We start from the raw sequence: 24,298 nt of genomic DNA on the forward strand, positions 1-24,298 counted from the left end.
GGTCCGGACGGCAGGACCGTAACCAGCGAAAGGGCCGTGCGGGGGTATTCCGGGGCGGATGCAACAGAGCCGCCATGAACTCGTCACAAGTGGGAAGGGGTCTCCCGCTTACGCCGTCCGGGGCGTCCCACACCCCGGACAATGGATTGGACAAGTCCGCCGGGCGCCGACGCATGATGGGAGCGCCCGTGCCGTACATGCGCGTACCGCGCGTACCGAAGGAGTCACTGTGAGGGTCGGAATCGTCGGAGCCACCGGACAGGTCGGCGGAGTCATGCGGAGCATCCTCGCCGAGCGGAAGTTCCCGGTCGACGAGCTGCGCCTGTTCGCCTCCGCGCGGTCCGCCGGCTCCACCCTCACGTGGGAGGGCCGGGAGATCACCATCGAGGACGCGTCCACGGCCGACTACACCGGCCTGGACATCGTGCTCTTCTCGGCGGGCGGGGCGACCTCGCGGGCGCTGGCGGAGAAGGTGGCCGGGCAGGGCGCCGTCGTGATCGACAACTCCTCCGCCTGGCGGCGCGACCCCGAGGTGCCGCTGGTGGTCTCCGAGGTGAACCCCGAGGCGATCAAGGACCGCCCCAAGGGGATCATCGCCAACCCGAACTGCACCACGATGGCCGCGATGCCGGTCCTGCGCCCCCTCCACGAGGAGGCGGGGCTGACCGCGCTGGTCGCCACCACCTACCAGGCGGTGTCGGGCTCGGGCCTCGCGGGCGTGGCGGAGCTGCACACCCAGGCGTGCGCGGTCGCCGAGACGGCGGACCAGCTCGCCTTCGACGGGGAGTCGGTGTCCTTCCCGGAGCCCGGCGTCTACAAGCGGCCGATCGCGTTCAACGTGCTGCCGCTGGCGGGGTCGATCGTGGACGACGGGTCGTTCGAGACGGACGAGGAGCAGAAGCTCCGCAACGAGTCCCGCAAGATCCTGGGCATCCCGGAGCTGAAGGTCTCCGGCACGTGCGTCCGGGTGCCGGTCTTCTCCGGGCACTCGCTCCAGGTGAACGCGCGCTTCGAGCGGCCGATCGGGGTGGAGCGGGCGTACGAGCTGCTCGGCTCGGCGCCGGGGGTGGAGCTCTCGGAGATTCCCACGCCGCTTCAGGCCGCGGGGAAGGACGCGTCGTATGTGGGGCGGATCCGGGTGGACGAGACCGTGGAGAACGGGCTCGCGCTGTTCCTGTCCAACGACAACCTTCGCAAGGGGGCGGCGTTGAACGCGGTGCAGATTGCGGAGCTGGTGGCGCGGGAGCTGCGGGCCTAGCGTTTTTTGCCCCACCCCGCCCCTTCACCTAGACCCTCCGGGGGTGGGTGGGGGGCGAAGGTGTGCTGCCCGGGGGCAACGCCCCCGGGCCCCCCGGGCGGGGCGGGGCTGCCCCCCTGCACCCCCTTCGCAGGGCCTGCGGCCCCCGCCCCCGACTTCACGTTCGCCTGCGGCCCGTACGGCGTTCCTCGCGCAGTTCCCCGCGCCCCTGGGCACCCGTTCGCCTACCGGCCGGTGGGGTTTGCTCGCGCAGTTTCCCGCACCCCTGGGCACCCGTTCATCTACCGGCCGGTGGGGGTTGCTCGCGCAGTTCCCCGCGCCCCTAAAAGCCCGGGGCTACGCCCCCGGATCCCTCCCTGGCTATCCACGGGCCAGTGATGGCGTGATCGCGTCGCTCCCCGCGCCCGTGGAGGGCGGGGCCCGCCACTGCCCTCGGGCCGGAGGTGCCTTGAGGGGCGCGGGGAACTGCGCGACCAGCCCACCACGGCCCGCGGACAAAAGCCCCCGCACCCCGCCGCAGGCACTACGCACCCCACCCCCATCCCCCTAGGGGCGCGGGGAACTGCGCGAGCAAGCCCCACCCACCCGCAGACGAACCCCGGGCCCGCCCCGCCCCCGGCCTACCGCCTCCGCACCTCGAAGTGGAAGCACCCGTAGTCCACCGCCCGTACGTGGACCAGCACCACCCGGGGGTCCGCGAAGGCCTCCGCGAAGGCCGTTTCGAAGGCCTCCGTCGAGTTGGAGGGGAGTTCCAGCAGGCTGCCCCCGACGATCCGGCCCCCCGCGTCGTACCGCCGCACCACCCGCAGCGCCCCCTCCCGCGCGAACGGGTACCCCTCCCACTCCCCCGGCCCCCCGCACTCCGCGTGGACGAACACCGGGCCCTGCTCGTCGTACGCCCCCGGCTCCACCCCCGTCGCGGCCGCCCAGCGGCGCAGCGGCGCGTACGAGACGAGGGCGATCCGCTCGCCCGGCGCGCTGCGGCGCAGGCAGCAGCGGAGCGGGGCGTCGCCCTCCTCGTCGGTGAAGGGCGCGAAGGCGCGCCCCGCGTCGTCCGTGACGCGAAGCTCTGCCAGCGCGGAGGGCGGGATCGGCAGGGGCGAGTAGGCCGGAGCGTCCGTCGGCCGGCCCATACGAGTCGGACGAGTCGGACGAGTCGGACGAGTCGTAGGGGTCGGCCGGGTCATGTGGCTCGACTGAGTGGTCCGGGTCGTCCGGGTCGTCTGCGTCATGCGTCCAGGCTGCCGGGGCGCCCCACCCCCTCACCGGCGGAATTCGGACCTGGAACCCGCCGGGCAAAAGCCCTGTACGCCCCCCGGACGTCTCGTGCAAGGATGGCCGAAACCGTAGAGAAGTCCTGAAGGAGATGGCCGGGTGCCTGGCACGAATCTGACCCGTGAAGAGGCCCAGCGGCGCGCGGAGCTGCTGAGCGTCGACTCGTACGCGATCGAGCTCGATCTGAGCGGCGCGCAGGAGGGCGGGACCTACAGGTCCGTGACCACCGTGCGCTTCGACTCCGCCGAGGCCGGCGCCGAGACGTTCATCGACCTCGTCGCGCCCGCCGTGCACGAGGTCGTCCTCAACGGCACCGCGCTCGACCCGGCCGCCGTGTTCGCCGACTCGCGCATCGCGCTCGCCGGTCTGCGGGCGGGGGCGAACGAGCTGAAGGTCGTCGCGGACTGCGCGTACACCAACACCGGCGAGGGCCTGCACCGCTTCGTCGACCCGGTCGACGACCAGGCGTACCTCTACACCCAGTTCGAGGTGCCGGACGCCCGCCGCGTCTTCGCCTCCTTCGAGCAGCCGGACCTGAAGGCGACCTTCCAGTTCACCGTGAAGGCCCCCTCGGGCTGGACCGTGATCTCGAACTCGCCGACCCCCGAGCCGGCCGACGACGTATGGGTCTTCGAGCCGACGCCCCGCATCTCCAGCTACATCACGGCGCTGATCGTCGGTCCGTACCACAGCGTCCACTCCTCGTACGAGAAGGACGGGCAGTCCGTGCCGCTGGGCATCTACTGCCGTCCCTCGCTCGCCGAGTTCCTCGACGCCGACGAGATCTTCGACGTCACCCGGCAGGGCTTCGACTGGTTCCAGGAGAAGTTCGACTACGCCTACCCGTTCGCCAAGTACGACCAGCTCTTCGTGCCGGAGTTCAACGCGGGCGCGATGGAGAACGCGGGCGCGGTGACGATCCGGGACCAGTACGTGTTCCGGTCCAAGGTCACCGACGCCGCCTACGAGGTGCGGGCCGAGACCATCCTGCACGAGCTCGCCCACATGTGGTTCGGCGACCTCGTCACCATGGAGTGGTGGAACGACCTGTGGCTGAACGAGTCGTTCGCCACGTACACCTCGATCGCCTGCCAGGCGTACGCGCCGGGCTCCAAGTGGCCGCACGCCTGGACCACGTTCGCCAACTCCATGAAGACCTGGGCGTACCGGCAGGACCAGCTCCCGTCGACGCACCCGATCATGGCGGACATCCGCGACCTCGACGACGTGCTCGTCAACTTCGACGGCATCACGTACGCCAAGGGCGCGTCGGTGCTCAAGCAGCTCGTCGCGTACGTCGGCATGGACGCGTTCTTCCAGGGCGTGCAGGCGTACTTCAAGGCGCACGCCTTCGGCAACACGCGCCTGTCCGACCTGCTCGGCGCGCTGGAGAAGACCTCCGGGCGCGATCTGAAGACCTGGTCGAAGGCGTGGCTGGAGACGGCCGGCATCAACGTGCTGCGTCCGGAGATCGAGGTCGACGGCGAGGGCGTCATCACCTCCTTCACCGTCCTCCAGGAGGCCCCGGCGCTGCCCGCCGGCGCCCAGGGCGAGCCGACCCTGCGCCCGCACCGGATCGCCATCGGCTTCTACGAGCTGAACGAGACCGGCAAGCTGGTGCGCACCGAGCGCGTCGAGCTGGACGTGGAGGGGGCGCGCACGGCGGTCGAGCTCCCGGCGGGCACCCGCCGCCCGGCGGTCGTCCTCCTCAACGACGACGACCTCAGCTACGCGAAGGTGCGCCTCGACGAGGAGTCCCTGAAGGTCGTCACCGCGCACCTCGGCGACTTCGCCGAGTCGCTGCCGCGCGCGCTGTGCTGGGCCTCGGCCTGGGACATGACGCGCGACGGGGAGCTCGCGACCCGCGACTACCTGGCGCTGGTGCTCTCCGGCATCGCCAAGGAGTCGGACATCGGTGTGGTGCAGTCGCTGCACCGCCAGGTGAAGCTCGCCCTTGAGCTGTACGCGGCGCCCGAGTGGCGCGAGACGGGCCTGACCCGCTGGACCGAGGCGACGCTGGAGCAGCTGCGGGCGTCGGCGCCCGGCAGCGACCACCAGCTGGCGTGGGCGCGGGCGTTCGCGGCCACCGCCCGTACCGGTGAGCAGCTCGACCTGCTCCAGGGGCTCCTCGACGGCACCGAGGCGGTGGACGGCCTGGCCGTCGACACCGATCTGCGCTGGGCGTTCGTCGAGCGCCTCGCGGCGACCGGGCGCGCGGACGAGAAGGTGATCGCGGCGGAGCTGGAGCGCGACCGTACGGCGGCGGGCGAGCGCCACGCGGCCACCGCGCGCGCCGCGCGTCCCACGGCCGAGGCGAAGGCCGAGGCGTGGGCGTCGGTGGTGGAGGGCGACTCGCTGCCCAACGCCGTGCAGGAGGCGGTCATCGGGGGCTTCGTCCAGGTCGACCAGCGCGAGCTGCTCGCCCCGTACACGGAGAAGTTCTTCGCGGCGGTGAAGGGGGTGTGGGAGTCGCGGTCGCACGAGATCGCGCAGCAGATCGCGACGGGGCTGTACCCGTCGCTCCAGGTGTCGCAGGCGACGCTGGACACGACGGACGCGTGGCTGGCGTCGGCGTCCCCGAGCGCGGCGCTGCGGCGGCTGATCTCGGAGTCGCGGGCGGGGGTCGAGCGGGCCCTGCGGGCGCAGGAGGCGGACGCGGAGGCGTAGGTTTTTCCCCCACCCCGCCCCTTCCCTGAACCCTCCGGGGGCGGGGCGGGGCGGGTTTGCCCGGGGTTGCGTCCCCGGCCCCTGCGGGACCTGGGGTGCCTCCGGGCCTTCTACGGGACCTGCGCCCCGGGTCCCCGCTTGCGGGGCCTGCGGCCCCCGTGCCCCGCTGGCGCGTATTCGGCTGCGGCCCGTCGGTGGCGGGCCGCGCAGTTCCCCGCGCCCCAGACCACCCAGGGGCGCGGGGAACTGCGCGAGCAACCCACCACGATCCGCAGCCGAAAAACCCGCAGCAGAGCCGCAGAAACCGCCATCCCGCGCCCCAGACCACCCAGGGGCGCGGGGAACTGCGCGAGCAACCCACCAACGGACCGCAGCCGAAAGACCCGGGGCAGTGCCCGGAAACGGGGTCCAGGCCCCGCAGGGACCCCGGGGGTGCAGCCCCATGCGGAAGCGTCCCCGGTGGGTTCAGGGAAGCGGCGCGGTGCGGGACGCGAGGTCCTGGAACGTGGCGAGGACGCGGCCCACCCCGGCCGCGCCTCCCGCCCCCTTCCGCACCGCCCCCACCACATGCCGGTACGGACGCCGCTCCGCGTCCAGTTCACGCATCGCCACCCCCTCCCGCGCCACCGACGCCATCCTCGGCACCAGCGCCACCCCCATCCCCGCCTCCACCATCGCCAGGATCGCCGTCCACCCCGCCGCGCTGTGCGCCTGCTCGGGAACGAAGCCGGCCGCCTCGCACGCCGCCGTCGTGATCTGCGACCACGGGCCGCTGCCGCCGAAGATCCACGGCTCGCCCGCCAGATCCGCCAGGCGCAGGTCCGGTGCGGCGGCGAGCGGGTGGTCGGCGGGCAGGGCCACGTCCAGGGGGTCGGCCAGCAGCGGGACCACCGTGAAGCGGGGGTCCCGGACGCTCGGGGCGTGCGCCGCCAGCGACAGGGCCACGTCCACCGCCCCGGCCGACAGCAGCTCGTACGCTTCGGCCGCCTCCGCCTCCCGTACCCGCACCTCAAGGCCGGGATGGCTGCGCCGCAGCCGCCGTACGGCCGGTACGACCAGCGCGGGCACCGCCGTGGAGAACGCCCCCACCCGTACCGGCCCGGTCTCGCCCCGCAAGTACCCGGCCAACTCCGCGTCCGCCCGCTCCAGTTGCGCGAAGACGGCCTCGGCGTGGCGCAGGACGAGGTGGGCGGCGTCGGTGAGGCGGACGCGGCGGCCGTCCGCCTCCAGGAGGGTCACGCCGAGCCGCCTGGCCAGGTTGGTGAGCTGCTGGGAGACGGCGGAGGGCGTCATCAGCAGCGCCTCGGCGGTCGCGGTGACGGTCCCCTTCTCGCGCAGGGTCCGCAGGATGTGGAGCTTCTTGATGTCCCAGCCGCGCGGACCGTTGGAGGGGGTCCCGGAGGGGGTCCCGGGGGCGTTGCCGGTCCTGTCGGAGGGGGTTCCGGGGGCGGTGCCGGTCCCGTCGGGCACCCCGGTCGCTTCCGGCTCCGCGCGCATCCCCTGCCCCTGCCCCCGCCCCTTCGCGTTCATGGCCGTCAATCTAGTCACGCCCCCCGCGCCGGGAGCCCAGGACCACCCCGCCCAGGATCAGCGCCATGCATCCCAGCCCGCCCGGCCCGGTCGCCTCGCCCAGGAGGGCGTACGCGAGCAGGGCCACGCAGACGGGCTGGAGGTAGTAGACGGCGCCCGCGCGGGCCGCTCCGATCAGCCCGATCGCCCTGTTCCAGGCGAAGAAGGCGACGGCCGAGGAGAGGACACCCACGTACACCAGCGGCCCCACCGTTCCCGGCGTCGCCGCGAAGCCGCCCCGCACCGCGAGGCTCACCCCGTACACCGGAGCCAGCATCAGCGCGCCCAGCGCGAACGTGGTGAACAGGAAGGCGAGACCGCCCAGTTCGGCGGGGCGGCGGCGCAGCAGGGCGCTGTAGGAGGCGAAGGAGACGGCGGCGGCCAGCATCCACAGGTCGCCGGGGGCGAAGTCCGGGCCGGTCGAGCCCTTGCCGACGAGGAGCAGCACCCCGGCGCAGGCGACGAGCATCCCGGTGGTGCGCCGCACCCCGAGCCGGTCGCCGCCGAGCCGCTCGTACACCGCCATCAGCACCGGCGACGTGGCCATGATCATGCCCATGTTGCCCGCGGAGGTGGAGAGTCCGGCCTGGTTGACGAGGGTGTTGTAGACCGTGATGCCCAGCAGGGCGGCGAGAAGGACGAAGCGGAAGTGGCGCCGGATCAGGGCCCGTTGGCGCCAGGTCTCGCGGGCCGCGAAGGGCGCGACCGCCACGAGGGCGATGATCCAGCGCCAGAAGGCGGCCTGGACGGGGGGCACGGAGTCGTGGAGGGACCGGGAGGCGACGAAGCTGCCGGACCAGACGAGGGTCGCGACGCCCGCGAGGGCGAGTCCGGGGCCGTTGGCCCGGCTCGCCCTCTGGGGGGTCCGTATGGTCCGGTCGTGCCGGTCGTGCTCCAGGACTGCCACGGTGGTGGGTGCTCCTTCGGTGGGCGGCGGGGGTGCCGGATTACCGTCGCACCGCCCCGACCATCACGTCCATCGAATCTTTCCGGGCCGACCGTTCAGTCGAAGTGAACGTTTCGGCCGTGGCCGCCGCCGTTCCGGTCGCCGCCACCGGCTCAGTCGTCGTCGCCGGCCGGGTCCTCGGCACGTACTGGCCCGCCAGCGTCGCCCCGAAGGCGACCGCCATGCCCGCCAGCTGGAGCGGGGTGAGCGCCTGGCCGAGCGCGGCCCAGCCGATGACGGCGGCGGTCAGCGGCGACAGCGGGCCGAGGAAGGTCACCGAGGTGGCGGTGAGGCGGCCGATGCCGCGGAACCAGAGCCAGTAGGCGACGGCGGTGTTGACCAGGGCGAGGTAGAGGTAGCCCAGGAGGTTGCGGCCGTCCAGCGCGGGCGGCGCGCCCTCGACCAGGAAGGCGACCGGCGCGATCAGCAGTCCGCCCGCGGTCAGCTGCCAGCCGGTGAGCACCAGCGGGCCGACTCCCTCGGGGCGCCCCCACCGCTTGGTGAAGACGGTTCCCGCGGCCATCGACACGGACGAGGCCACTCCCGCCACGACCCCGACGGCGTCCAGCGCCCCGGTGGCCTTCAGGACGACCAGGCTGACCCCGAGGGCCGCCGCTATGCCGGTGAGCAGGGTCCGCAGCGACGGCCGCTCCCCGAGGAAGAGCGCGGCGAGTCCGGCCACCCACAGCGGTCCGAGCGAGCCGATCACCGCGGCCATGCCGCCGGGCAGCCGGTAGGCGGCGAGGAAGAGGAGCGGGAAGAAGGCCCCGATGTTCAGCGCCCCCAGCACCACCGCCTTCCACCACCACGACCCCCGTGGCAGTCGCCGGGTGGCGAGCATGAGCGCGAGTCCGGCGGGCAGCGCCCGCATCATGCCCGTGAACAGCGGGCGGTCGGCGGGGAGGAACTCCGTCGTCACGGCGTAGGTGGAGCCCCAGGAGACGGGGGCGAGGGCGGTGAGGGCGACGGTGGCGATACGGCTCTGGGTTCGCTTCATGGAAAGTAGCTTACTCCTAAGCTACTTTTCGTCAAGCAACTTTCTTGCGTCCGTTCCACACGGCTCGGATACTGGTCCCATGACTGCGACCCCCCGTGACCCCGTCGACGCCATCACCGCGCAGTGGGCGGAGGTCAGGCCCGACCTCGACACCGTGCCGATGGCCGTCTACGGACGCATCTACCGCGTCGCCAAGGCCATGGGCGACCGGATCGAGAAGGAGTACCGGCGGTTCGGTATCTCGCGCGGCGAGTTCGACGTCCTGGCGACGCTGCGCCGCTCCGGCGAGCCGTACACGCTCTCGCCGCGCCAGCTCTCGGCGACCACGATGCTCACCACCGGCGGGATGACCGGACGCCTGGACAAGCTGGAGAAGGCCGGGCTGCTCAGCCGCAGCCCGGACCCGAACGACCGGCGCGGGCTGCGCGTCACCCTCTCCGACAAGGGCCGCGAGATCGTCGACGCGTCGGTGACGGCCGGTCTGGAGATGCAGCACGAGGTGCTGGACGGGGTGCTCGACGCGGCGGAGGCGGAGCAGCTGAACGGGCTGCTGCGCAAGCTGCTCGCGGCGCACTGACCCCTCGGCAGGAGAAAAACGCAAAGGCGCTCCGCGGTACGAGTGCCACTCGTACCGCGGAGCGCCTCACAGGGCGTACGGCGTGACCGGTCAGGCCTTCTTCGACTTGTCGAGGACCATGACCAGGCCGGCGATGACCGCGAACAGCGCGATGGGCGCGATCACGTACAGGCCGATCGTGTCGAACACGCTCAGGCCGGAGCCCGGGTCGTCGCCGTCGTCGCGGGTGACCGCGAGGGCGGGGGCCGACATGAGCAGCATCATCAGCGTCGTACCGGCTGCCACGGCGCCGGCGCGCAGGGTGTTCTTCTTGTCCACGGTGCAAACGTAGCGAACGCCTAAGCGGGGCGCGCGCCCGGGGGTGCCGTACGGGGCCGCCCGCCCGGGACCGGGGTGTCCGGACCGGGCGCGAACACCCGCATCAGGCCGTGCAGCCGGGGCGAGGCGACCACGTCCTCCAGGGCGAGCGGACGGCCGTCGGGACCGGCCACCGGCAGGCGCCAGTTGGGGTACTGGTCCCAGGTGCCCGGCAGGTTCTGCGGACGGCGGTCGCCCACCGCGTCCGGCAGCCACACCCCGACCATCCGGGCCGGGGTGCGCAGCAGGAACCGGTAGACCGCGCGCACCGCGCCCTCCTCGCCCCGGGCGCCCTCGGGCAGCAGCCCGAGCCGGGTGAGGTAGGCCAGCCACTCGCCCACCTCGGCCGCGTCCTCGGCCTGCTCCTCGGCGAGCGGCCGGGTGAGCAGTCCGAGGCGGTGGCGCAGCCCGACGTGCTCGCCGGTGAGGCGGGCGGCCGTGGAGGGCAGGTCGTGGGTGGTGGCGGTGGCCACGCAGCCCTCGCGCCAGTCGGCGGGGGGCAGCGGGCGGCCGGCGCCCTCCCAGTCGCGCTCGAACCAGAGCACCGAGGTGCCGAGCACCCCGCGCCGGCTCAGGGCCTCGCGCACCCCGGGCTCGACCGTGCCCAGGTCCTCCCCTATGACGGCCGCGTCCGCGCGGTGGGCCTCCAGGACGAGCACGGCGAGCATCGCCTCGGCGTCGTAGCGGACATAGGTGCCCGCCGTGGGCTCCTGCCCCTTGGGGATCCACCAGAGCCGGAACAGGCCCATCACATGGTCGATGCGCAGGGCCCCGGCGTGCCGCAGCAGATTGCGCAGCAGGCCCCGGTAGGGGGCGTAGCCGGAGGCGGCGAGGACGTCGGGGCGCCAGGGCGGCAGCCCCCAGTCCTGGCCGCGCGCGTTGAAGGCGTCGGGGGGCGCGCCCACCGACATGCCCTGGGCGAAGGTGCGTTGCTGCGCCCAGGCGTCGGCGCCGCCCGGGTGCACGCCGACCGCGAGGTCGTGGACGAGGCCGACGGCCATCCCGGCGTCCCTGGCGGCGCGCTGGGCGGCGGCGAGCTGGGTGTCGGTGAGCCAGGCGAGGCGGGTGTGGAAGTCGACGCGGTCGATGAGCTCGCGCCGGGCGCGGGCGGTGGCGGGCGAGCGGGGGTCGCGCAGGGCGCCGGGCCAGCGGGTCCAGTCCGATCCGTACCGCTCGGCCAGCGCGCACCAGGTGGCGTGGTCCTCCAGGGCCTGGCCCTGGTGCGCCAGGTAGTCGCAGTACGCCTCGCGCCGCCCGGGCGTCAGCGGTACCGCGTGCAGGGCTTCGAGTGCCTCGCGCTTCAGCGCCCACACCGCGTCCCGGTCGATCAGTTCGCCGTCGTCGAGCACCGAGCGGCGCAGCGCGTCCGCCGCCGTCAGCAGCTCGTCCAGCCGCTTGCGCTCGCGGACGTAGGCGTACTCGGGAACGTCCTCGATCCGCAGGTGTACGGGGTCGGGGAAGCGGCGGGAGGAGGGGCGGTAGGGGGACGGGTCGGTGGGGGTGCCGGGGACGGCCGCGTGCAACGGGTTGACCTGGAGGAATCCGGCGCCGACGGACCGTCCGGCCCAGCCGGCGAGCTCGGCGAGGTCCCCGAGGTCGCCCATGCCCCAGGACCGGGCGGAGAGCAGGGAGTAGAGCTGCACCAGGAACCCGTGGGTGCGCTCGGGGGGCTGCGGGGTGCGCTCGGGGGCGACCACGAGGCAGGCGGCGGCGGTGCGGCCGTCGGGGGTGCGGGCGGTGGCCCGGTGGACGCCGAGGGGGAGGACGGGCCAGGGCGCGTCCGGCGCCGCGTCGCGCGGCGCGTCGCGCGGCGCGTCCGGCGCCGTCCAGTCCGCCTCCGCGCCGTCCTCGGTCTCGACCCGGACGCGGGTGCCGGGCGGCAGGGCGGTGAGCGGTGGGGGCGGGGCGGGGTCCGGGGTGCGCCAGTGGACCACGGTCGGCGGCAACAGGCGCCCGGCCGCGCTCAGTTCGGCGGTGGCGAGGGACGCCGCCACCGCCTCCGGCGTCGCCGCCTCGACGCCCAGGGCCGCGAGGACGGCGACGACCGTGGCCTCCGGGACGGGGACCGTGCGGTCGGCCGACGGGGCGTAGGACGTGGCGACGCCGTGCAGGGCGGCGAGCCGGGCGAGGGTCATGGCGTCAGGCTCCGGCTTGCGCGGCCACCGGGGTCGGTTCGCTGGTCAGGGGCGCGGCCTCGGTCAGGGGCGGCTCGCTGGTCAGCGGTTCGGCGTCGGCCAGCGGAGGTTCGCTGGTCAGGGGCTGTTCAAGGGCGGAAACGGCCACGGAGGGCTCCACGGGGTCGGCGACGGGGACACAGCAGCCCTACCCAGCGGGCGGGCTCCCAGACGTACAACGCGGGGCGAGTAGCGCTCGTCACCCCCGTCCTGTGACCCAGGTCACCGGAACGGGCAATTCCGGCACAACAGTCACGCGCGTTGACACCTTCGCCACGGGGGTGGTGGGCTCGGGTCCGGTCGCGGCGCGGGACGCTCCGCCGGGGGCTGTCACCAGAGGACCGGAGCTCCACAAGTCCACACAGACGAGGAGACGGTGTGCAGTTCGGGCGCGGGAAGCGGGCGGCGGCCGTCGCGGTCGCCGTCATCGGCGGACTGCTCGGCGCGGCGCCCGGCGCCCTCGCCGCCCCCGCGGACCCCCCGGCACCCGAACAGCCCACCGCCGAGGGCGCGTCCACGGAGACAGCCAGGGAAGCGGCACGGGACGGCACCCCCGCCGTCTGGCCCCGGCCCCAGTCCGTCCGGCACGCGGGCCCGGCGCTGCGCCTCGGCTCGGAGGCCGTGCTGCTCGCGGACCCGGACGCCGACCCGTACGCGGTGGCCGCGCTCGGGGACGTCCTCGGCCGGGCCGGCGTCACCACGCTGCACCACGAACCGGGCGGCCACGGCCCGGTGTTCCGCGTCGGCGGCAGCGGCGCGCAGGACGCGCTGCGCGCCCTGCGGCTCGCCGAGCGCGGGGACCTGCCGCCGGGCGGCTACCGGATCGGGGTGGGCCGGGTCGCCGGGCGGGACACGGTCGCGCTCGACGGGGTCGGTGAGGACGGGCTCTTCCACGCCGTGCAGACGCTGCGTCAGCTCCTGGTCCAGGACCGGCGCGGCGGCACCACGCTGCCCGGCGTCCGGGTGCGGGACTGGCCCGCCACGGCCGTGCGCGGCACGACGGAAGGGTTCTACGGGCAGCCCTGGACGCGCGAACAGCGCCTGGAACACCTCGACTTCATGGGCCGCACCAAGCAGAACCGGTACCTCTACGCGCCCGGCGACGACCCGTACCGCCTGGCCCGCTGGCGCGACCCGTACCCGGCCGGCCTGCGCGCGGACTTCCGGGCGCTCGCCGCCCGCGCCGCCGCCAACCACGTCACCCTCGCCTGGGCCGTGGCGCCCGGCCAGGAGATGTGCCTGTCCTCGGACAAGGACCTCAAGGCGCTGCTGCGCAAGCTCGACGCGATGTGGGCGCTGGGCGTGCGCGCCTTCCAGCTCCAGTTCCAGGACGTCAGCTACAGCGAGTGGCACTGCGGGCAGGACGCGCACACCTTCGGGCGGGGGCCGGCCGCCGCCGCCCGCGCCCACGCGCGCGTGGCGAACGCCGTCGCCGCGCACCTGGCCGAGCGCCATCCGGACGCGCGGCCGCTGTCGCTGATGCCGACCGAGTACTACCAGGACGGCGCCACCGCCTACCGGGACGCGCTCGCGGACGGGCTGGACGCGCGCGTGCAGGTCGCCTGGACGGGCGTCGGGGTGGTGCCGCGCACCATCACCGGCCACGAACTGGCGGGCGCGCGGGACGCGTTCGGGCATCCGCTGGTGACGATGGACAACTACCCGGTGAACGACTGGGCGCCGGGCCGGATCTTCCTCGGCCCCTACACGGGCCGCGAGCCCGCGGTCGCCACCGGCTCCGCCGCCCTGCTCGCCAACGCCATGGTCCAGGCCTCGGCCTCCCGCATCCCGCTGTTCACGGCGGCCGACTACGCCTGGAACCCGCAGGGGTACGAGCCGGAGGAGTCCTGGCGGGCGGCTGTCGCGGACCTCGCGGGCGGTGACGCGCACCTGCGCGAGGCGCTCACGGCGCTGGCGGGCAACGACTCCTCCTCGGTCCTCAGCAGCGCCGAGTCGGCCTATCTGCGCCCGCTGCTCGACACGTTCTGGAGCTCGCGCGGCGCGGCGGACGCGGCGGTACGGGACCGGGCGGCGGCGCGGCTGCGCGCGGCGTTCACGGTGATGCGGCTGACCCCCGAGCGCCTCGCGGGCAGCGGCTCGCTCGCCGACGAGCTGCGCCCCTGGGCCGACCGGCTCGCCCGCTACGGCCGGGCCGGGGAGAAGGCCGTGGACATGCTCCAGGCACAGGCCCACGGCGACGGCGCGGGCGCCTGGCGGGCCGCGCTCGACCTGGAGCCGCTGCGCCGGGACGCCGCCACCGGTCCGGTCACCGTCGGCAAGGGCGTCCTGGACGCGTTCCTGACCCGCGCGGCGCGGGCCTCGGCCACCTGGACGGGCGCCGACCGGCCGCCCGGCGAGGTCACCCTCTCGCCGGACGCCTACACCGTGCGCCTGGGCCGGGTCCGCCCGGTGGAGGCGGTCACCGTGATGGACGACTCCGGCATCGGGCCGAGCCCGTCGGTGGGCCCCGGCTCGGGCCCGCCCGCCTGGGCCACCGCGGGCGCGCGGCCCGTGCCGGACGCCGCCTGGGGGCCGGGCCCGGGTCCCGGCCGGGTCGCCTGGGCCGAGGGCGGGGCGCTGGTGCAGGCGCATCTGCCCGGGGTGGGCTGGCGCAGCCTGGGACCGCTGTCGCCGGACGGCTGGACGCAGAGCGCCGCGCGGGGCGTGCGCGCCGACGCCGTCCGGGTGACGGGCCCGACCGCCGCCGTACGGTCCGTACGCCATCTGGTCCCGTGGTTCGCCGACGAGCCGCGGGCCCGCCTGGAGCTCGCCCGGGACGTGGCCGACGCCGAGATCGGCGGGAAGCCGCAGGTGGTGACGGCCGTGCTGACCTCGACCCGGCCCGCGGACGTGGCGGGCACGCTCGGCGCGAAGGCCCCGCGGGGCCTGGCCGTGCGGGTCCCGGGGGCGCTCACGGTCCCGCGCGGCGCCTCGGTGAGCGTGCCGGTGGAGGTGTCGGTGGCCCCGGGCACCCCGGCGGGCGAGTACCGGGTGCCGGTCGCCTTCTCCGGGCAGGAGCGCGTCCTGACCGTACGGGCGTATCCGCGCACGGCCGGGCCCGATCTGGTCGCGGGGGCCGCGGCCACCTCCTCCGGCGACGAGACGCCCGCGTTCCCCGCGCGCGCGGCCGCCGACGGCGACCCCGCGACGCGCTGGTCCTCCCCGGCGCGGGACGACGCCTGGTGGCAAGTGGAGCTCGCGGCCCCGAGCCGGGTCGGTCTCGTGGTGCTGACCTGGCAGGACGCGTATGCGAGCAGCTACACCGTGCAGGTCTCGCCGGACGGGCGGACCTGGCACACGGCCGCGACCGTGCGGGAGGGCCGGGGCGGCCGGGAGGCGGTGCGGATGGACGCGCGCGACGTGCGGTTCCTGCGGGTGCAGGGGGTGACGCGGGCGACGCCGTACGGGTACTCGCTGTGGTCGGTGGAGGCGTACGGCGTGGCCGGGCGGGGCCGGTGAGGCGGGGCGCGGGCGCACCGGGGCCGGGGGCCGGCGGACCGGCCCCCGGGGACGACGAAGGCCCGGACTCAGGCGGAGATGCCGTCGATCCGGGCCAGGGCGTCGTCGGCGCCGAACGGTTGGAGGTACGGGAGCCAGCGTGGGTCCCGGTGCCCCGTGCCGATGATGCGCCACGCCAGACCGCTGGGCGGTGCGGGCTGGTGGCGCAGGCGCCAGCCGAGCTCCAGCAGGTGCCGGTCGGCCTTGACGTGGTTGCAGCGGCGGCAGGCCGCCACCACGTTGTCCCAGACGTGCTGACCGCCGCGGCTGCGCGGGATCACGTGGTCGACGCTGGTTGCGACGCCACCGCAGTACATACAGCGCCCGCCGTCACGGGCGAAGAGCGCACGGCGGGTCAGTGGGACGGGCCCCCGGTAGGGGACCCGTACGAATCTCTTGAGCCGGACCACGCTGGGAGCGGGGACGACCCGGGTCGCGCTGTGCAGGAAGGCGCCGGATTCCTCTAGGCAGACTGCCTTGTTTTCGAGCACGAGGACGAGCGCGCGGCGGAGCGGTACGACGCCGAGGGGCTCGTACGACGCGTTGAGGACCAGGACGTGCGGCACGGTGGATGCCTCCTTGTACGCCGGCGGCGCGTGGCTCGCGCCGGGACGATCTGCCTTCAGTCTCTCCTCAGGGCCGGTCGGAGCGCCACCACGTCCGGGTAACGGCCCTGAAGTGTTTTCGACCACACTCCCCCGCGTCCCGGGCCCGCCCTCGCGCCCGCCCCGCGCACGGCAACGAAGCACATGGCTTGCCCCGTTAGTGTGGTTGGTCTGCCGTCGCACTGTCGGCAGCGCAATGCCTGGAGGTTCCCGCCGTGCACTGGCCCGCCGTACTGGCCGCCGGATCCCCGTCCGATCCCACCGGCCCGACGACCGCCCCGGTCACCCTCGACGACGCCCAGAAGCAGGCCACCGAGGCCGCTGGCTGGGTGGAGGAGAACTGGTCGACCTGGCTCGCCATCGGCCTGCGGATCCTGCTCATCGTGATCATCGCGTCGGTGCTGCGGGTGCTGGTGCGCCGCGCGCTGACCAAGCTCATCGACCGGATGAACCGCAGCGCCCAGGCGGTGGAGGGCACCGCGCTCGGCGGCCTCCTGGTCAACGCCGAGCGCCGCCGCCAGCGCTCGGAGGCCATCGGCTCGGTGCTGCGCTCGGTGGCGTCCTTCCTGATCCTGGGCACCGCGGCCCTGATGGTCCTGGGCGTCCTCAACATCGACCTGGCGCCGCTGCTCGCCTCGGCGGGTGTCGCGGGTGTGGCGATCGGTTTCGGCGCGCGCAACCTCGTCACCGACTTCCTCTCCGGCGTCTTCATGATCCTGGAGGACCAGTACGGCGTCGGCGACTCGATCGACGCGGGCGTGGCCTCCGGCGAGGTGGTCGAGGTCGGGCTGCGGGTGACGAAGCTGCGCGGCGACAACGGCGAGATCTGGTACGTGCGCAACGGCGAGATCAAGCGCATCGGCAACCTCAGCCAGGGATGGGCGACGGCCGCCGTCGACGTCCAGGTCCGTCCGACGGAGGACCTGGACCGGGTCCGGGCCGCCATCACGGAGGCCGCCGAGTCCATGGCCAAGGACGAGCCGTGGAACGAGCGGCTGTGGGGGCCGGTGGAGGTCCTCGGCCTCAACGAGGTGCTGCTGGACTCGATGGTGATCCGCGTCTCGGCGAAGACGATGCCGGGCAAGGCGCTGGGCGTGGAGCGGGAGCTGCGCTGGCGCATCAAGCGGTCGCTGGACGCGGCCGGGATACGGATCGTGGGGGGTGCGGCGCCGGTGGACCCGGACGCGTCCGCCCCGGACCCGTCCGCCTCGGTGGCCGCCCCGTCGGCCCTCAACAACCCGACTTCCCCGCAGTCGCTGGCCACGACGCCGATCCCTCCGGGGCTGGCGAAGTAGTTCGTTCGGCTGCGGGTCCGTTGTGGCCGGTCGCGCGGTTCCCGCGGCCCTTTCGGGGGTGCGGCCCGGCCCCGGTGCCCAGTGCGCCGGGGCCGTCGTGCGTCACGTAACGCTTTGGTAGACCCCCGGGCCCGCACCATTGACGCCCCGCTGAACGCCCCCTACCTTCACTGCATCCGATAGGAAACTTTCCTAACAGTGATGTGAAGGGCAGGTGCAGCCTCGTGGCCGGTACTACCCCGGGAACGCCGCGCGTACTCCGCGCCATGAACGACCGTGCCGCCCTCGATCTGCTGCTGGAGCACGGCCCTCTGTCCCGCACCCGCATCGGCAAGCTCACCGGGCTCTCCAAGCCGACTGCCTCGCAGCTCCTGGCGCGGCTGGAGGCGGCCGGGCTCGTCGTGGCGACCGGGACCACCGAGGGCCGGCCCGGTCCCAACGCGCAGCTGTACGCGGTCAACGCGCGCGCCGCGCACGTCGCCGGGCTCGACGTCACCCCCGAGCGCATCCGCGCCGCCGTCGCGGACGTCACCGGGGACGTGGTCGGGGAGTTCGAGGCGCGCACCCCGGGGCGCCGGGCCGGCGAGTCCGTGGTGCGGCAGGTCACCGACGCCCTGGACGGGGCCGTGAAGGCCGCCGACCTGGTCCGGGCCGATCTGCACCGCGTCGTCATCGGCACGCCCGGCGCCTTCGACCCCGGCACCGGGCGGCTGCGGTACGCCTCGCACCTGCCCGGCTGGCACTCCCCCGCCCTGCTCGACGAGCTCGCGGCGGCGCTGCCGATGCCGGTCGAGTACGAGAACGACGTCAACCTCGCGGCTATCGCCGAGCAGCGGCTCGGCGCCGCCCGCGGCCACGACGACTTCGTGCTGCTGTGGAACGAGGGCGGTCTCGGCGCGGCCCTCGTCATCGGCGGCCGGCTGCACCGCGGTTTCACCGGCGGCGCGGGCGAGGTGGGCTTCCTGCCGGTGCCGGGCGCCCCGCTGGTCCGGCACGTCACCAAGGCGAACGCGGGCGGCTTCCAGGAGCTGGCCGGCGGTCAGGCGGTGCCGCGCCTGGCCCGGGAGCTGGGGGTCGCCGACATCCCCGGCGGCCCGTCCACCGAGGCCGCCGCCGCGCTGATCACCCGCGCCGCCGAGGCCGTACGGGAGCGGGAGAGCGGGCCCTACCGCACGCTCCTGGAGACCTTCGCCACCGGTCTGGCCACCGGCCTCGCCTCCATGGTCGCCGTGCTCGACCCCGAGCTCGTGGTCCTCTCCGGCGCCCTGATCACCGCCGGGGGCGAGCCCCTGCGCGCGCTGGTCCAGCAGGAGCTGGGCGAACTCGCCGCCTCCCGCCCCCGGCTCGTCATCGGCGAGGTGCGCCACCACCCCGTCCTGCGCGGCGCTCTGGAGAGCGCGCTCGCCGCCACCCGCGACGAGGTCTTCGACACCTCGCGCTGACCCCCGCCGCCCCCGAACGCACCTCCGTACGGTCCCGCCCACCCGTTCCTCATCCCCGTCCCAGCCCCCTGCCCCTGCCCCTGCCCCGGGAGACTTCGCCATGTCCGGAAACAGCCCGAGCCGCCGGAAGTCGGCCGCCGCCCTCGCCGTGACCGCCTCCATCGCCCTGTTCGCCTCCGCCTGTACGGGCCAGAGCTCCTCCTCCGCCGAGGACGACGCCTCCAAGGAGACGACGATCACCTTCTGGCACGGGTGGAGTGCGCCCGAGGAGGTCAAGGCGATCCAGGCCAGCGTGGACGCCTTCCAGAAGGCGCACCCCAACATCCATGTGAAGGTCGTCGGCAACATCAACGACGACAAGATCAACCAGGCGCTGCGCGCGGGCGGTTCGAACGCCCCGGACGTGGTCTCCTCCTTCAGCACCAACAACGTCGGCAAGTTCTGCTCCTCCCGCGCCTTCGTCGACCTCGCGCCCTTCCTGAAGAAGGACGGGATCGACCCGGCCAAGACCTTCCCGAAGGCGATGAACGAGTACACGCAGTTCGAGGGCAAGCGCTGCACGCTCCCGCTGCTCGGCGACGCCTACGCGCTGTACTACAACAAGGACGCCTTCAAGGCCGCCGGGATCACCACGCCCCCCAGGACGTGGAGCGAGTTCGCCGCCGACGCCAAGAAGCTGACGAAGGCCAAGGGGGACTCGTACGAGCAGCTCGGGTTCATGCCCGACTACCACGGCTACGAGTCGACGACCGAGCACTACATCGCGCAGTGGTCGCCCACGTACTTCGACTCCAGCGGCAGGTCGAACATCGCCAAGGACCCGGCCTTCGCCCAGGGGCTCGCCTTCCAGAGGCAACTGGTCGACGACCTGGGCGGGTTCCAGAAGCTGGAGAAGTTCCGCTCGGGCTTCGGTGACGAGTTCGGCGCCAAGCACCCCTTCCACCTGGGGCAGGTCGCCATGCAGATGGACGGCGAGTGGCGGCTGGGGATGGCCGAGGACGCCAAGCCGGCGTTCGAGATCGGGGTCGCCCCGCTGCCGGTGCCGGACGACCAGGCCGGCAGTTACGGCAAGGGGTACATCACCGGCACCATCGCCGGGATCGCCGCCACCTCCGGCAAGCAGAACGCCGCCTGGGAGCTGGTGAAGTACATGACCACCGACACCGAGGCGGTGGTGAACTTCGCCAACGCCATCCACAACGTGCCCTCCACGACGGCGGCGCTCAAGTCGCCGCACCTGAAGTACGACCCGCGCTTCAAGACGTTCCTGGACATCGCGCAGAACCCGGCCTCCACGACCAGCCCGGCCTCGGTCAACGGCGGCCAGTACCTGGTGTCGATCCAGAACCTCGGCTACGACGTGGAGAAGGGCAGGCAGAGCGACATCAGGGCCGGTCTGGAGAAGACCGCCAAGGAGATCGACACGGCGATCGACCAGGCCAAGTAGGCCGGGTCCGACGAGCGCCGCGGAGCACTCCATGACCACGTACACCCTGCGCGCCAAGCGCCGCCGGGCGGCCCTGCGGACGGCCGCCTTCATGTCCCCCTGGCTGATCGGTTTCGGCGTCTTCTTCGCCTACCCGCTGATCTCCACCGTCTACTTCTCCTTCACCCACTACGACGGCTTCGCCGACCCCACCTTCAACGGGCTCAAGAACTGGTCGTACGTCTTCAACGACTACCCGCTGTTCTGGCCCGCGCTGCGCAACACGCTGTGGCTGGTGGTGGTCATGGTGGCCTGCCGGGTCGTCTTCGGGCTCGGCATCGGGCTGCTCATCACCAGGATCAAGACGGGCACCGGGGTCTTCAGGACGCTGTTCTACCTGCCCTACCTCGCCCCGCCCGTCGCCGCCACGCTCGCCTTCGTCTTCCTGCTCAACCCCGGTACGGGACCGGTCAACTCGGTCCTGGCCGGCCTCGGCGTCCCGGCGCCGGCCTGGTTCACCGACCCCACCTGGTCCAAGCCGGCGCTGACCCTGCTGGCGGTGTGGGGCGTGGGCGACCTGATGGTGATCTTCATGGCCGCGCTGCTGGACGTGCCGAGGGAGCAGTACGAGGCGGCCGAGCTGGACGGGGCCTCGGCCTGGCAGCGGTTCCGGTTCGTGACGCTGCCGAACATCTCGCCCATCGTGATGTTCGCGGTGGTCACCGGGATCATCCAGACCATGCAGTACTACACCCAGCCGCTGGTGGCCGGAAAGGTCGCCTCGGGGGTCATCGGCAGCTCCGGTCAGCAGTTCGAGCCCGGCTACCCGGACCAGTCGACGCTGACCCTTCCCCAGCTGGTGTACAACCTCGGATTCCAGCGCTTCGACTACGGCTCCGCCTGTGTGGTCGCCCTGGTCCTCTTCGCCCTCTCCATGGCCTTCACCGCCCTGCTCATGCGGCGCCGCGGCGGACTGATCCAGGCAGGTGACTAGCCGATGGCCGATCTGACGTACCCACTCGACGCGCCGGTGGCGACGACCCCGGCGGCCCGTACGGCCCGCCGCAAGGCGCTCCTGCACTGGATCGGGGTGCACGCCCTCGGGGTCGCGGCGGCCCTCTTCTTCGTGCTGCCGTTCGTCTTCATCGTGCTCACCTCGCTGATGGACAACCAGCAGACGCTCACCCGCGACCTGGTCCCCGACCACTGGCAGTGGTCCAACTACAGGACGGTGTGGAACACCCCGGGCTTCCTGACCTGGTGGCGCAACACCCTGGTCTACGCGGGACTCGGCACCGTCCTGACCGTGGTGTCCTCGGTCCCCGTCGCCTACGCGCTCGCCAAGTTCCGCTTCCGCGGCCGCAATCTGTCGATGATGCTGGTCATCTCGATGATGATGCTGCCGCCCCAGGTGATCATCATCCCGATGTACCTGTTCTGGGCGAAGCAGCTCGACCTGTCCGGCACCCTGTGGCCGCTGATCGTCCCCATGGCGTTCGGCGACGCGTTCTCCATCTTCCTGCTGCGGCAGTTCCTGATGACCATCCCGAACGAGTACCTGGACGCGGCCAAGGTCGACGGCTGCGGAGAGCTGCGGACCCTGTTGCGGGTCGTGCTGCCGATGGCGAAGCCCGGCATCGCCGCCGTCGCGCTCTTCCAGTTCTTCTACGCCTGGAACGACTACTTCGGGCCGCAGATCTACGCCTCGGAGAACCCCGGCGCCTGGACGCTCAGTTACGGCCTGGAGTCCTTCAAGGGCGCGCACCACACCGACTGGAACCTGACCATGGCCGCGACCGTGCTGGTCATGGCCCCCGTGATCCTCGTGTTCTTCTTCGCGCAGAAGGCGTTCGTCGAGGGTGTCACGCTCACCGGAGTGAAGGGTTAGAGAAATGAAGCTCACCGTGGTCGGCGGAGGATCGACCTACACCCCCGAACTCATCGACGGATTCGCCCGGTTGCGGGACACCCTGCCCATCGAGGAGCTGGTCCTGGTCGACCCGGCGGCCGGCCGGCTTGAGCTGGTCGGCGGGCTCGCCCGGCGCATCTTCGCCCGGCAGGGCCATCCGGGCACCATCACCACCACCTCCGACCTGGACGCGGGCGTCGAGGGCGCCGACGCGGTCCTGCTCCAGCTGCGCGTCGGCGGCCAGGCCGCCCGCGAGCAGGACGAGACCTGGCCGCTGGAGTGCGGCTGCGTGGGCCAGGAGACGACCGGGGCGGGCGGACTCGCCAAGGCGCTGCGGACCGTCCCGGTGGTCCTGGACATCGCCGAGCGGGTGCGCCGCGCCAACCCGGACGCCTGGATCATCGACTTCACCAACCCGGTGGGCATCGTCACGCGCGCGCTGCTCCAGGCCGGCCACAAGGCGGTCGGGCTCTGCAACGTGGCCATCGGCTTCCAGCGCAAGTTCGCCGCGCTGCTCGGCGTCGCGCCCGGCCAGGTCCACCTGGACCACGTGGGCCTGAACCACCTCACCTGGGAGCTCGGGGTGCGCCTGGGCGGCCCCGACGGGGAGAACGTGCTGCCCAAGCTGCTCGCCGAGCACGGGGACGCGGTGGCGGACGACCTGCGCCTGCCCCGGCGGGCCCTGGACCGGCTCGGCGTCGTCCCCTCGTACTATCTGCGCTACTACTACGCCCACGACGAGGTCGTACGGGAGCTGGGCACCAAGCCCTCCCGGGCGTCCGAGGTCGCCGAGATGGAACGGCAGTTGCTGACGATGTACGGGGACCCGGCGCTCGACGAGAAGCCGGAGCTGCTGGCCCGGCGCGGCGGCGCCTTCTACTCGGAGGCGGCCGTGGACCTGGCGGCCTCCCTGCTCGGCAACGGCGGCAGCCCGGTGCAGGTGGTCAACGCCCGCAACAACGGCACCCTGCCCTTCCTCCCCGACGACGCGGTGATCGAGGTGCAGGCGCGGGTGGACGCGGACGGCCCGGTGCCGCTGGCCGTGCCGGAGCTCGACCCGCTGTACGCGGGGCTGATCGCGCACGTGACGGCGTACGAGGACCTGGCCCTGGAGGCGGCGCTGCGCGGGGGGCGCGAGCGGGTGTTCCGGGCGCTGCTCGCCCATCCGCTGGTCGGCCAGTACGCGCTGGCGGACGGCCTCACCGACCGGCTGATCGCGCACAACCGGGAGCACCTCGCGTGGGCATGAGCGTGCTGGCCATCGACGCCGGCAACAGCAAGACCGACGTCGCCCTGATCGGCCCCGACGGCACGGTCCTGGGGACCGCCCGGGGCGGCGGCTTCCGCCCGCCGGCCGTGGGGGTCCGGACGGCGGTGGACGCGCTGGCGGACGCGGTGGACCGGGCCTGGGCGGCGGCGGGGAACACCGGACCGGCCGCGGTCGACCACGTCTCGGCGTGCCTGGCCAACGCCGACCTGCCCGTGGAGGAGCGCCAGTTGGCCCGGGCGCTGGCGGCCCGCGGCTGGGGCGGAACGGTCAGGGTCCACAACGACACCTTCGCGATCCTGCGGGCCGGACTGCCCCGAGGCGCCGAACCGCGCGGGGTCGCGGTGGTGTGCGGGGCGGGGATCAACTGCGTCGGCATGACCCCGGACGGCCGCACCGCCCGCTTCCCCGCGCTCGGCAAGATCTCCGGGGACTGGGGCGGGGGCGGCGGTCTGGCCGACGAGGCCCTGTGGTTCGCCGCGCGCGCCGAGGACGGGCGGGGCGAACCGACCGCGCTGGCCCGGGCGCTGCCGGAGCACTTCGGGCTGGAGTCCGTGTACGCGCTGATCGAGGCGCTCCACCTGGAGCACGTGGCGCCCGCCCGCCGCCACGAACTGGCGCCGGTGCTCTTCGCGGTGGCGGCGGACGGGGACCCGGTGGCCCGGTCGCTGGTGGACCGCCAGGCCGAGGAGATCGTGGCGCTGGCCGTGGTCGCCCTGGAGCGCCTGGACCTGCTCGACGAGGAGACACCGGTCCTGCTCGGCGGCAGCGTGCTGGCGGCCCGCCACCCCCAACTGGACGACGGGGTCGTCACGTTGCTGGCGGCCCGGGCGCCGAAGGCGGTCCCGCTGGTGGTGGCGGCCTCGCCGGTGCTGGGGGCGGGGCTGCTCGGGCTGGACGAGGTGGGGGCCTCGGCGGAGGTGTTCGAGCGGCTGCGCGGGCAGTACCCGGGAGCGTGAGGACGGGCCGGCGGCGCTCTCCCGGACGGCCGGCGCGCGGGCGCGGCGGGGGGCGTGCGCTCAGGGGCGGGGGTGGT

Annotated in this window: 19 protein-coding genes; 11 read left to right on the forward strand and 8 right to left on the reverse strand. The window is 73.6% G+C overall.

Going from position 1 to position 24,298, the window contains the following annotated elements:
- Positions 1–229 precede the first annotated feature (229 nt).
- Positions 230–1,258 (forward strand): aspartate-semialdehyde dehydrogenase, encoded by a 1,029-nt coding sequence (locus AC069K_RS18905; protein WP_365101087.1) that lies wholly within the window; start codon positions 230–232, stop codon positions 1,256–1,258.
- Between the two features lie 620 nt (positions 1,259–1,878).
- Here AC069K_RS18905 and AC069K_RS18910 read toward each other — a convergent pair.
- Positions 1,879–2,391: a DUF1203 domain-containing protein gene (locus AC069K_RS18910; RefSeq protein ID WP_478617608.1), complete on the reverse strand. Its 513-nt coding sequence runs from the start codon at positions 2,389–2,391 to the stop codon at positions 1,879–1,881.
- Between the two features lie 241 nt (positions 2,392–2,632).
- Here AC069K_RS18910 and pepN point away from each other — a divergent pair, with 241 nt between their 5' ends.
- A complete protein-coding gene (pepN, locus tag AC069K_RS18915; protein WP_478617611.1) occupies positions 2,633–5,200 on the forward strand; it encodes an aminopeptidase N in 2,568 nt (855 codons plus the stop codon).
- A 465-nt stretch (positions 5,201–5,665) separates the two neighbouring features.
- Here the strand turns inward: pepN and AC069K_RS18920 are convergent, their stop codons facing one another.
- Genes AC069K_RS18920 through AC069K_RS18930 form a run of 3 tightly spaced genes read right to left on the reverse strand, consistent with a single transcriptional unit; the run spans position 5,666 to position 8,712 of the window.
- On the reverse strand, positions 5,666–6,730 hold the full coding sequence (locus AC069K_RS18920; RefSeq protein WP_478617613.1) for a LysR family transcriptional regulator: 1,065 nt from the start codon (positions 6,728–6,730) through the stop codon (positions 5,666–5,668).
- Positions 6,731–6,740: 10 nt separating this feature from the next.
- Positions 6,741–7,667 (reverse strand): DMT family transporter, encoded by a 927-nt coding sequence (locus AC069K_RS18925; RefSeq protein ID WP_478618099.1) that lies wholly within the window; start codon positions 7,665–7,667, stop codon positions 6,741–6,743.
- A gap of 49 nt (positions 7,668–7,716) precedes the next feature.
- Complete coding sequence (locus AC069K_RS18930; protein WP_478617616.1) at positions 7,717–8,712, reverse strand: EamA family transporter; 996 nt, start codon at positions 8,710–8,712, stop codon at positions 7,717–7,719.
- Positions 8,713–8,791: 79 nt separating this feature from the next.
- Between AC069K_RS18930 and AC069K_RS18935 the strand changes: the two genes are divergently transcribed.
- Positions 8,792–9,289 (forward strand): MarR family winged helix-turn-helix transcriptional regulator, encoded by a 498-nt coding sequence (locus AC069K_RS18935; RefSeq protein WP_478617619.1) that lies wholly within the window; start codon positions 8,792–8,794, stop codon positions 9,287–9,289.
- 90 nt (positions 9,290–9,379) lie between these two features.
- Here the strand turns inward: AC069K_RS18935 and AC069K_RS18940 are convergent, their stop codons facing one another.
- The 3 genes from AC069K_RS18940 to AC069K_RS18950 are packed head-to-tail and all read right to left on the reverse strand — an operon-like array spanning position 9,380 to position 11,929.
- Positions 9,380–9,607 carry a hypothetical protein gene (locus AC069K_RS18940; RefSeq protein WP_101388341.1) on the reverse strand — a complete coding sequence of 76 codons (228 nt, stop codon included), beginning with the start codon at positions 9,605–9,607 and terminating at the stop codon, positions 9,380–9,382.
- Positions 9,608–9,627: 20 nt separating this feature from the next.
- Positions 9,628–11,781 carry a 4-alpha-glucanotransferase gene (gene malQ / locus AC069K_RS18945; protein WP_478617623.1) on the reverse strand — a complete coding sequence of 718 codons (2,154 nt, stop codon included), beginning with the start codon at positions 11,779–11,781 and terminating at the stop codon, positions 9,628–9,630.
- 4 nt (positions 11,782–11,785) lie between these two features.
- On the reverse strand, positions 11,786–11,929 hold the full coding sequence (locus AC069K_RS18950) for a hypothetical protein (protein ID WP_358831491.1): 144 nt from the start codon (positions 11,927–11,929) through the stop codon (positions 11,786–11,788).
- A gap of 269 nt (positions 11,930–12,198) precedes the next feature.
- Here AC069K_RS18950 and AC069K_RS18955 point away from each other — a divergent pair, with 269 nt between their 5' ends.
- On the forward strand, positions 12,199–15,279 hold the full coding sequence (locus tag AC069K_RS18955) for a beta-N-acetylglucosaminidase domain-containing protein (protein ID WP_478617626.1): 3,081 nt from the start codon (positions 12,199–12,201) through the stop codon (positions 15,277–15,279).
- Positions 15,280–15,347: 68 nt separating this feature from the next.
- Here the strand turns inward: AC069K_RS18955 and AC069K_RS18960 are convergent, their stop codons facing one another.
- Positions 15,348–15,884 carry an HNH endonuclease gene (locus AC069K_RS18960; RefSeq protein ID WP_365101103.1) on the reverse strand — a complete coding sequence of 179 codons (537 nt, stop codon included), beginning with the start codon at positions 15,882–15,884 and terminating at the stop codon, positions 15,348–15,350.
- Between the two features lie 254 nt (positions 15,885–16,138).
- On the opposite strand from AC069K_RS18960, the gene AC069K_RS18965 reads away from it, so the two are divergent.
- From AC069K_RS18965 to AC069K_RS18995, 7 genes are all read left to right on the forward strand, one after another.
- Positions 16,139–17,218 (forward strand): mechanosensitive ion channel family protein, encoded by a 1,080-nt coding sequence (locus AC069K_RS18965; protein WP_478617630.1) that lies wholly within the window; start codon positions 16,139–16,141, stop codon positions 17,216–17,218.
- A gap of 224 nt (positions 17,219–17,442) precedes the next feature.
- Positions 17,443–18,660: an ROK family transcriptional regulator gene (locus AC069K_RS18970; protein ID WP_478617633.1), complete on the forward strand. Its 1,218-nt coding sequence runs from the start codon at positions 17,443–17,445 to the stop codon at positions 18,658–18,660.
- A gap of 100 nt (positions 18,661–18,760) precedes the next feature.
- Positions 18,761–20,107 carry an ABC transporter substrate-binding protein gene (locus AC069K_RS18975; RefSeq protein ID WP_478617636.1) on the forward strand — a complete coding sequence of 449 codons (1,347 nt, stop codon included), beginning with the start codon at positions 18,761–18,763 and terminating at the stop codon, positions 20,105–20,107.
- A gap of 31 nt (positions 20,108–20,138) precedes the next feature.
- Entirely contained in the window at positions 20,139–21,080 is a 942-nt protein-coding gene (locus tag AC069K_RS18980) for a carbohydrate ABC transporter permease (protein WP_478617639.1), read from the forward strand.
- Positions 21,081–21,083: 3 nt separating this feature from the next.
- Positions 21,084–21,974: a carbohydrate ABC transporter permease gene (locus AC069K_RS18985; RefSeq protein ID WP_365101111.1), complete on the forward strand. Its 891-nt coding sequence runs from the start codon at positions 21,084–21,086 to the stop codon at positions 21,972–21,974.
- Positions 21,975–21,978: 4 nt separating this feature from the next.
- The gene (locus AC069K_RS18990; RefSeq protein ID WP_478617642.1) at positions 21,979–23,244 is read left to right on the forward strand and encodes a 6-phospho-beta-glucosidase; all 1,266 of its coding nucleotides are present in this window, start codon (positions 21,979–21,981) and stop codon (positions 23,242–23,244) included.
- Positions 23,241–24,221 carry an N-acetylglucosamine kinase gene (locus tag AC069K_RS18995; protein WP_478617645.1) on the forward strand — a complete coding sequence of 327 codons (981 nt, stop codon included), beginning with the start codon at positions 23,241–23,243 and terminating at the stop codon, positions 24,219–24,221. Before AC069K_RS18990 ends, AC069K_RS18995 begins: the two co-directional genes overlap by 4 nt.
- The last annotated feature ends 77 nt before the right edge of the window (positions 24,222–24,298 follow it).

Source organism: Streptomyces sp. NPDC043908, assembly GCF_056435525.1.